This is a genomic window from Streptococcus sp. 2018037 (genome assembly GCF_019754195.1).
Classification (GTDB): domain Bacteria; phylum Bacillota; class Bacilli; order Lactobacillales; family Streptococcaceae; genus Streptococcus; species Streptococcus hashimotonensis.
Genome location: NZ_JAIJZQ010000043.1, coordinates 1 through 9,669, shown reverse-complemented (window position 1 = coordinate 9,669; position 9,669 = coordinate 1). Strand labels below are relative to the sequence as shown.

Below are 9,669 nucleotides of genomic sequence, written 5' to 3'. Positions count from 1 at the left end.
AGGGTTAAAAAACCTCCTTTTTGTGCGCCCTAAATACAAAAACTATTCCCGTTTTGTCATGAACTGCTCAGACGGGAATAGTTTCTTTAGCTACTTAAATGCTTAACTTAATGACATTGCCTGTCAAGAGGGTCTTGTTTTTGTTTTACTGAACTGAATAGTTTGGAGCTTCGTTTGTGATTTGAACATCGTGTGGATGGCTTTCTTTCAAACCAGCACCTGACATTTCGATGAATTGTGCATTTTCATGCAATTCAGTCAAGTTACCAGCACCTACATAGCCCATACCTGAGCGAAGTCCACCAACCATTTGGAAAATCATATCTGCAACAGAACCTTTATAGGCTACACGTCCTTCAATTCCTTCTGGAACAAGTTTGTTGGCTTCATTGACAGATGCTTGGAAGTAACGGTCTTTTGAACCTTGTTTCATGGCTGCGATAGAGCCCATACCACGATAGGTCTTGAACTTACGACCTTGGAAGATTTCTGTTTCGCCTGGTGCTTCATCTGTACCAGCAAACATAGAACCAAGCATAACAGCATGACCACCCGCAGCAAGTGCCTTGACAATATCTCCAGAATACTTGATACCACCGTCAGCGATAATGGTTTTACCATATTCACGCGCAACACCAGCTGCATCATAGATAGCTGTCACTTGTGGTACACCGACACCTGCAATGACACGTGTTGTACAGATTGAACCTGGGCCAATACCGACCTTGACAACATCAACACCAGCTTCATAAAGAGCACGAGCTCCTTCAGCTGTGGCAATGTTGCCGGCAATCAAGGTACGAGTTGGGAAGTGGTCACGGATTTCTTTGATCTTACGAAGAACACCTGCTGAGTGACCGTGAGCCGTATCGATGACAATCGCGTCTGCACCCGCTTCAAAAAGGGCTTCTGCACGTTCAAAAGTATCAGATGTGACACCAACAGCACCCGCAACCAAGAGACGACCAAATTCATCCTTCGCAGCATTTGGGAACTCAATCACTTTCTCAATATCTTTGATGGTAATCAAGCCTGACAAACGACCATTTTCATCAACCAATGGCAATTTTTCAATACGATGCTTGTGAAGAATAGCCTCCGCAGTCGCAAGATCTGTTCCAACTGGTGCTGTTACCAAAGCATCGCTTGTCATGTTGGTCGAAATTGGCTGTGAATAGTCGGAAATGAAACGCATATCACGGTTGGTGATAATACCGACCAACTTACGATTTTCTAATGTTTCAACGATTGGCACACCTGAAATACGATAAGTTGCCATCAATTTCTCAGCTTCAGCAATGGTGTGTTCTGGTGTTAAGAAGAATGGATCGATAATGACTCCATTTTCAGAACGTTTTACCTTACGCACCTCATCAGCCTGCTCTGCGATAGACATATTCTTATGGATGACACCCAAACCACCTGCACGCGCCATAGCGATAGCCATTTTGCTATCTGTTACGGTATCCATGGCAGCAGAAATAATCGGAAGATTAAGGGTCAAATTTGGTGCTAATTGTGTTTTTAAATCAATATCATGTGGTAATACATGACTTTCAGCCGGAATAAGTAATACATCGTCGAAAGTAAAGCCTTTTTTCAAAAATTTAGTGTCCCAGTTTGACATTTTCTTCCTCTTTTCTTATTTAATATGTAGCATGATTGCTATTTGTATTTTAATTATGATAACATTTTGAAATCATTTGTCAATCATTATTCGCTTTAATATCATCATTCCTAAAAATTCAGAAAATTCTATTCAGTTTTACATATAAAATTCGAACGTTTGTTTTTTGCTGCGTCGTAAAATAAATGAAAAAAGCAACATTTTCTCAACATTGCTCTTTCATTGTTAACCTTATTTAAAATAGTTAATTCCCATAGCAGATTTCACTTGGTCAAGAGTTGTAGCAGCAACTTGGCGAGCTTTTTGGCTACCTGCTTCCAACATTGCATAGACCTGTCCCATATCCTGTGCAAACTCCAGACGGCGTTCACGGATTGGTCCTAATTCTCTCTCTAAAATATCCAGCAAATAACGTTTAGTCTTCACATCGCCCAAACCACCACGTTCATAGTGCTCCTTCATAGCCTCAATCTCAGCCTTATCTTCTTCGCGCCCAAAAACGTCAAGATAGTGGAAAACCATGTTTCCTTCAATCTTACCTGGGTCTTCAACACGAATGTGGTTAGGATCTGTGTACATGGACATGACTTTCTTTTTGAGTGTATCCATGTCATCTGCCAAGTAAATACCATTTCCAAGTGACTTAGACATCTTGGCATTACCGTCCAAACCTGGCAAGCGACCAGCTGCCTCATTTTCAGGATAAATGCCCTCCGGCTCTACCAAAATATCAGTCTGGTAAGCATGGTTAAAGCTACGAACGATTTCACGAGTCTGCTCAATCATCGGTTTCTGGTCATTTCCAACAGGGACAAAATTTGCCTTGAAGGCTGTGATGTCAGCAGCTTGAGACACAGGATAGACCAAGAAACCAGCTGGAATTCCTTCGCCAAATCCCTTCTGAGCAATCTCGGTTTTTACAGTTGGATTACGTTCTAGACGTGCAACAGATACCAAGTTCATGTAGTACATGGTCAACTCTGCCAATTCAGGAATTTGACTCTGGATGAAAATCGTTGTCTTAGCTGGATCAAGTCCTGCCGCTAGATAATCTAGTGCTACGTTTCCAACGGATTCAACAATCTTTTGCGGTTCCTTTGCATGATCTGTCAACGCTTGTTGATCTGCTAAAAAGACAAAAAGTTCATGTTGACCTGCATCCTGTAATAAAACACGATTTTTCAACGAACCAACATAATGTCCAATATGTAATTTGCCTGTTGGACGGTCTCCTGTTAGGATAATCGGTTTACTCATAAAATATTCTCCTTTTACATAATAAAAGCCCACGCACAGAAAACTGTGCGAGGGCGTCAAGGACACGGTGCCACCTCACTTATAAGCATTAAATAAGCTTACATCTTTTTGCACATAAGGCCTGCTAGCCGAATCCTTATTTATTCAGATTCTATTCACTCAGTCCATTCATAAGCGACTCTTGTTTGTTTCCACCAACCACAAACTCTCTAAAAATTATCCACTTACTACTCTTCTGATTGATTCCTATTATAACCGCAAAAAATTAGAAAGTCAAGCTGACAAAGCCTTGACGATACTGTCTAAATTAGGGATAATAGAAATTGCTTTTATAACACTAACCAAGGAGAATATATGAAAGAACGTATAAAGGACTTTATCTCTGTCACACTCGGATCAGTTGTCATGGCCATTGGATTTAACAGTTTTTTTCTAGAGAATAATATCGTATCTGGTGGTGTCGGAGGTTTAGCAATCGCACTCAATGCTCTTCTGGGGTGGAGTCCATCTGACTTTGTCCTCTACTGTAACATCCCTTTATTAATCATCTGTTGGTTTTTCTTAGGAAAATCTGTATTTATCAAAACTGTCTATGGTGCTGTCATTTATCCTCTTTGCATCAAGTTGACAGCAGGTTTACCCAACTTGACAGAAAATCCTCTCCTAGCTGCTATTTTCGGTGGAATTATCCTAGGTTTTGGACTTGGGCTTGTTTTCCTTGGAAATTCTTCTACTGGTGGGACAGGTATTCTTATTCAATTTATTCACAAGTACACCCCTTTATCATTAGGTCTGACAATGGCTATTATTGATGGTATTATCGTTGGTCTTGGATTTATTGCCTTCGATACTGATACTGTTATGTACTCGATTATTGCCCTAATGACCATTACTTATATTGTCAACCGCATGATGTCTGGTACCCAATCTTCTCGAAATGTCATGATTATTTCTCAAAAATCAGAAGAAATAAAAGACTATATTACTAAAGTTGCTGATCGCGGTGTGACAGAACTTCCAATTATCGGTGGCTTTACAGGGGTTGACAAGCGCATGTTGATGACTACCACCTCTATTCCAGAAATGCAGAAACTGGAGACAGCGGTATTAGAAATTGATGAAACTGCCTTTATGGTTGTTATGCCTGCGAGTCAGGTGCGCGGACGTGGCTTCAGTCTTCAAAAAGACTATAAACATTATGATGAAGATATCTTGATTCCAATGTAATTCATTGAAAATTCAAGTTCTTTCTAGTACAATAAAACTAATAGACAGAAATAGAGGAGAAACTATGCTTACAGTATCAGACGTGTCGCTACGTTTCAGCGATCGTAAATTATTCGATGATGTCAACATTAAGTTTACAGCAGGAAATACCTATGGATTGATTGGTGCTAATGGTGCCGGAAAATCTACATTTTTGAAAATTCTTGCTGGTGACATCGAGCCATCAACAGGTCATATTTCACTTGGACCAGACGAACGCCTTTCTGTACTACGTCAGAACCATTTCGACTATGAAGATGAGCGCGTGATTGACGTTGTTATCATGGGGAACGAGCGACTTTACAGCATCATGAAAGAAAAAGATGCTATTTACATGAAGGAAGATTTTTCTGATGAAGATGGTGTTCGTGCTGCTGAATTAGAAGGTGAGTTTGCTGAACTTGGTGGCTGGGAAGCTGAAAGTGAAGCTTCTCAATTGCTCCAAAACCTCAACATTTCAGAAGACCTCCACTACCAAAACATGAGCGAATTGACCAACGGTGAGAAGGTTAAGGTCCTCTTGGCTAAGGCCCTCTTTGGTAAGCCTGATGTTCTTCTTTTGGACGAACCAACCAACGGTCTCGATATCCAATCTATCAACTGGCTCGAAGATTTCTTGATTGACTTTGAAAATACGGTTATCGTTGTATCCCACGACCGCCACTTCTTAAACAAAGTATGTACCCATATGGCCGACCTAGACTTCGGTAAAATCAAGATTTTCGTTGGTAACTACGACTTCTGGAAACAATCTAGTGAATTAGCAGCTAAACTACAAGCTGACCGTAATGCCAAAGCAGAAGAAAAAATCAAGGAATTACAAGAATTCGTTGCTCGTTTCTCTGCTAATGCCTCTAAGTCTAAGCAAGCTACTTCACGTAAGAAGATGTTGGATAAAATCGAGTTGGAAGAAATCATTCCTTCTAGCCGTAAGTACCCATTTATCAACTTCAAATCAGAACGTGAAATCGGTAATGACCTCTTAACAGTTGAAAACTTGAAAGTTGTCATCGATGGCGAAACGATTCTTGACAATATCAGCTTTATCCTGCGTCCAGGTGACAAGACTGCTCTTATTGGTCAAAATGACATCCAAACAACTGCTCTCATTCGTGCTCTTATGGGCGATATTGAATATGAAGGTACTGTCAAGTGGGGTGTCACTACTAGTCAATCCTACTTACCAAAAGACAATACTCGTGACTTCGATACAAACGAATCTATCCTTGATTGGCTCCGTCAATTCGCCAGCAAAGAAGAAGATGACAATACCTTCTTGCGTGGTTTCTTAGGGCGTATGCTCTTCTCGGGTGATGAGGTTAACAAACCTGTAAACGTCTTGTCAGGGGGCGAAAAAGTGCGCGTGATGTTGTCAAAACTCATGCTCCTCAAGTCAAATGTCTTGGTCTTAGATGATCCAACCAACCACTTGGACTTGGAGTCAATTTCCAGTCTGAACGATGGTTTGAAAGCTTTTAAAGAGTCCATCATCTTTGCCAGCCACGACCACGAATTTATTCAAACTTTAGCAAACCATATCATCGTCATTTCTAAAAACGGTGTTATCGATCGAATCGATGAAACTTACGATGAATTTTTGGAAAATGCTGAAGTACAAGCTAAAGTACAAGAACTTTGGAAAGCATAATAAAAAGGCGATTTATTCGCCTTTTCTTTTAAATCTATGAAAAAAATATTTACAAAAACATCCATTTATTATCTCCTATCTTTCCTTATTCCGCTGACTATTATTTCTATCGTCTTAGCATTTCAAGGAATCTGGTGGGGAAGTGATACAACAATATTGGCCAGTGATGGCTTCCATCAGTATGTTATTTTTAATCAAACATTACGAAATACTTTACACGGAGACGGCTCTCTCTTTTACACATTTTCAAGTGGTTTAGGACTCAATTTTTATGCTCTATCCTCCTATTACCTAGGTTCATTCCTGTCTCCAATTGTCTTTTTCTTTGATTTACAATCCATGCCTGACGCTATCTATCTTGTCACTATTGTCAAATTTGGATTGACTGGATTGTCAACTTATGTCAGCCTAAAGTGTATCCATAAAAATTTGAAAGAAGAATGGGCACTATTACTCGCTACTAGTTTTTCTCTGATGAGTTTTAGTACAAGTCAATTAGAAATAAACAACTGGCTAGACGTTTTTATACTCCTCCCACTAATTCTTCTTGGATTACATCGATTATTAAAAAAACAGGGTCCGATTCTCTACTACATAACATTAACATGCTTGTTTATTCAAAACTATTACTTCGGGTATATGGTGGCTATTTTTCTAACATTATGGACATTGGTTCAATTATCATGGATAGATAGTCAGAGAATCAAAAGATTTATCAACTTTACAATAGTGTCAATTTTATCTGCTCTAAGTAGCATGTTCATGTTGTTACCAACCTACTTGGATTTAAAAACTCATGGTGAGACATTTACAAAAATTGTCAACCTAAAAACCGAAGACTCTTGGTATCTGGACTTCTTTGCAAAAAACTTAGTTGGTAGCTTTGATACAACAAAATTCGGTTCTATTCCCATGATCTCTGTTGGTCTCGTTCCACTAATACTCGCTTTATTATTCTTTACATTAAAAGAAATAAAACCAACTGTCAAACTCTCCTATGCTCTATTCTTTACATTCATTATTTCAAGTTTCTACTTACAACCACTCAATCTTTTTTGGCAAGGTATGCATGCGCCAAACATGTTCCTCTATCGTTATGCATGGGCTCTATCAATAACCGTTATCTATTTAGCAGCAGAGACATTGGTACGACTACGTCAAGTAAGTATTAAAAATTTTACTCTGATTGTTTCATTTTTACTCATTTGCTTTGCTTCTACCTTTATTTTTAGAGATCATTATGAGTTTCTAATGGATGTAAATTTCCTACTCACACTAGAATTTCTAATAGCCTACTTCATTCTTTTTGTAGCAATGATTCGCTATAAATCATCCTTAAAATGGACTAATATTGTTTTATTGTTCTTCACTTTCTTAGAACTTGGATTACATAGTCATTATCAGGTTCAGGGGATTTCTGATGAATGGCATTTCCCTAGCCGATCAAACTATGAAGAAAAATTGACAGATATTGACAGTATTGTAAAGTCTACAAAGACTACAACTGATTCATTTTATCGTATAGAACGTCTATTACCACAAACTGGCAATGATAGCATGAAATTCAATTACAACGGTATTTCTCAATTCTCCTCCATTCGAAACCGTGCTTCCAGCTCAGTACTAGATAAGCTCGGTTTCCGTTCAGACGGTACCAATTTGAATCTTCGTTATCAGAATAATACAATTATTGCTGATAGCCTATTCGGAATCAAATATAATTTAGCTACTACGGACCCAAATAAGTTTGGTTTCACACTGAATCAGAGTCAGTCTACTATTAATCTTTACGAAAATAGTTTTAATCTAGGATTAGCACTATTGACTGAAGGGATTTACAGAGATGTCAATTTTACAAATCTGACTCTCGATAATCAAACAAATTTTCTTAATCAACTAACAGGGCTATCTCAAAAATACTACCACACTTTATCAGATGTTATTTCACAAAATACAGTTGAACTGAACAATCGAATGACTGTCAACAAAGTTGACAATGAGGATGCTGCAAAGGCAACTTTCTTAGTAAATATACCTGCAAATAGCCAAGTATACTTAAATTTGCCAAATTTAACATTCTCAAATGAGAATCAAAAAAAGGTTGTCATTACTGTCAATAATCAGTCAAGTGAGTTTACACTAGATAATACTTTCTCTTTCTTCAATGTGGGGAGCTTTACTACAGATGTACAAGTTCAAGTCGATGTATATTTTCCTGAAAATAATCAAGTTTCTTTTGATAAACCACAATTTTATCGATTGGACTTATTAGCTTTCCAACAGGCTATTTCCATTCTCCAAGAAAAACAAGTAGTAACAAAAACTGATGGTAATAAAGTAACCGTTGATTTTGTAACCGATAAAGAAGCCTCACTCCTCCTTACTTTACCCTATGATAAAGGATGGAATGCAACCATTGATGGTAAACCTATCAAAATCCAAAAAGCGCAAGAGGGTTTTATGAAAGTGGATGTAAGTCCAGGTCAAACTAAACTAGTTTTAACCTTTATACCAAATGGTTTCTATCTAGGTTTACTGATTTCTTTTGGTGCAGTTTTTGTATTTTTCTCCTATCAATTCATTGGATACTATTATTCTAAGAACCGAGAATCCTAAACTTTCTCGGTTTTTTCTTGTAAAAAACAAAAAACCTTGATCTCTCAAGGTTTCCTATGCTTTATCTACTCCGCCAACAGGGCTCGAACCTGTGACATCATGATTAACAGTCATGCGCTCTACCAACTGAGCTATGGCGGAAGAAATAGTCCGTACGGGATTCGAACCCGTGTTACCGCCGTGAAAAGGCGGTGTCTTAACCCCTTGACCAACGGACCATTTTTAGAACAATAACTAGTATAATACATGTGACTTTGTTTGTCAATACATTTTTTTGATTTTTTATTGTATTGACAGAGTAGTAAATTCCCAAAGTAAGTTCTAGTCTGTCTTAAAAACTGGAAACTAGAATGAGACAAAGAAATAAGGTAGAACTTACTATGGGACAAGTTGGTAATCGACAATGAAAAACAAACACTTAACTCTCTCTGATCGCAACGATATTCAAATAGGAATTGAACAACTTAAGCCCTTCTCGGCTATCGCTGTTAAACTAGGAAAAGATCCGTCCACAATCTCAAAAGAAGTTCGGAGAAATAGAGTGGTGAAAGAGAACTCTAGTACTTCCAATTGTGAGGCCTGCCCTCTGCTAAAAAAGGCTCCCTACGTTTGTAATGCCTGTCCGAAAAAGAGAAGCAACTGCGGATACCAGAAACAGTTCTACTACGCAAAAAGAGCTCAGCTTGATTATGAAGCTAAACTCTCAGATTCAAGAACAGGTGTTGCCCTAAATAAAGAAGAATTCTATCGCATGGACGAGATTGTCTCTTCTGCCATCAAAAAAGGACAACACCTCAACCACATCATCGCCTCAAACGAACTGGCGGCATCCAGAGCTTCTATCTACCGATATCTTGAAAAGGGCTATCTGTCCACAAAGCCTATTGATTTCCCCCGTGTCGTGAAATTCAGAAAACGGAGAACCAGAAAACTACAACTCATTCCTAAAACTGCCAAAGAAGGACGGTCTTACGAGGACTTCCAACGCTTTCTCACAAAAGAAGGCATCAGCTACTGGCTGGAAATGGACACCGTTACTGGACGGATCGGCGGAAAGGTACTTCTCACCTTCAACCTCTCCTTCTGTAACTTTATCTTCGCTCGGTTACTTGATAATAAAACTACTAATGAGGTCACTAAACACCTCTACGCTATCAAGAATGCCCTGCATCAGAAAGAGATGGACTTCTGCGAACTATTCCCTGTCATTCTGACCGACAATGGTGGTGAATTCGCTAGAGTAGACGACATCGAA

The 9,669-nt window shown here is 38.8% G+C and carries 6 protein-coding genes, 2 tRNA genes and 1 other annotated feature; of the genes, 4 read left to right on the top strand and 4 right to left on the bottom strand.

Annotation, left to right across the window (positions count from 1 at the left end):
- Positions 1 to 145: 145 nt before the first annotated feature.
- Positions 146 to 1,627 carry an IMP dehydrogenase gene (gene guaB / locus K5Q29_RS10360; protein WP_024379541.1) on the bottom strand — a complete coding sequence of 494 codons (1,482 nt, stop codon included), beginning with the start codon at positions 1,625 to 1,627 and terminating at the stop codon, positions 146 to 148.
- Between the two features lie 231 nt (positions 1,628 to 1,858).
- Positions 1,859 to 2,884: a tryptophan--tRNA ligase gene (gene trpS, locus K5Q29_RS10355; RefSeq protein WP_105134412.1), complete on the bottom strand. Its 1,026-nt coding sequence runs from the start codon at positions 2,882 to 2,884 to the stop codon at positions 1,859 to 1,861.
- Positions 2,885 to 2,930: 46 nt separating this feature from the next.
- Positions 2,931 to 3,137 (bottom strand) — a binding site (T-box leader).
- Positions 3,138 to 3,238: 101 nt separating this feature from the next.
- Here trpS and K5Q29_RS10350 point away from each other — a divergent pair.
- The 3 genes from K5Q29_RS10350 to K5Q29_RS10340 all read left to right on the top strand — a co-directional run bounded on the left by K5Q29_RS10350 (position 3,239) and on the right by K5Q29_RS10340 (position 8,414).
- A complete protein-coding gene (locus tag K5Q29_RS10350; RefSeq protein ID WP_105139802.1) occupies positions 3,239 to 4,111 on the top strand; it encodes a YitT family protein in 873 nt (290 codons plus the stop codon).
- A gap of 64 nt (positions 4,112 to 4,175) precedes the next feature.
- Entirely contained in the window at positions 4,176 to 5,798 is a 1,623-nt protein-coding gene (locus tag K5Q29_RS10345) for an ABC-F family ATP-binding cassette domain-containing protein (protein WP_105139801.1), read from the top strand.
- A 36-nt stretch (positions 5,799 to 5,834) separates the two neighbouring features.
- Entirely contained in the window at positions 5,835 to 8,414 is a 2,580-nt protein-coding gene (locus tag K5Q29_RS10340; RefSeq protein WP_105139800.1) for a YfhO family protein, read from the top strand.
- A 68-nt stretch (positions 8,415 to 8,482) separates the two neighbouring features.
- Here the strand turns inward: K5Q29_RS10340 and K5Q29_RS10335 are convergent.
- Together K5Q29_RS10335 and K5Q29_RS10330 are read right to left on the bottom strand one after the other, a co-directional pair.
- A tRNA-Asn gene (locus K5Q29_RS10335) sits at positions 8,483 to 8,555 on the bottom strand.
- A gap of 5 nt (positions 8,556 to 8,560) precedes the next feature.
- Positions 8,561 to 8,632: transfer RNA gene (locus tag K5Q29_RS10330), tRNA-Glu, on the bottom strand.
- Positions 8,633 to 8,817: 185 nt separating this feature from the next.
- On the opposite strand from K5Q29_RS10330, the gene K5Q29_RS10325 reads away from it, so the two are divergent.
- Positions 8,818 to 9,669 (top strand): helix-turn-helix domain-containing protein (locus K5Q29_RS10325; protein ID WP_221877125.1); only part of this gene is annotated, 852 nt, incomplete at its 3' end.

What these genes read in the sequence shown, in the direction of transcription:
- guaB (WP_024379541.1), bottom strand. Translation starts at nt 1,627, where the DNA reads ATGTCAAACTGGGACACTAAATTTTTGAAAAAAGGCTTTACTTTCGAC.
- trpS (WP_105134412.1), bottom strand. Translation starts at nt 2,884, where the DNA reads ATGAGTAAACCGATTATCCTAACAGGAGACCGTCCAACAGGCAAATTA.
- K5Q29_RS10340 (WP_105139800.1), top strand. Translation starts at nt 5,835, where the DNA reads ATGAAAAAAATATTTACAAAAACATCCATTTATTATCTCCTATCTTTC.
- K5Q29_RS10350 (WP_105139802.1), top strand. Translation starts at nt 3,239, where the DNA reads ATGAAAGAACGTATAAAGGACTTTATCTCTGTCACACTCGGATCAGTT.
- K5Q29_RS10345 (WP_105139801.1), top strand. Translation starts at nt 4,176, where the DNA reads ATGCTTACAGTATCAGACGTGTCGCTACGTTTCAGCGATCGTAAATTA.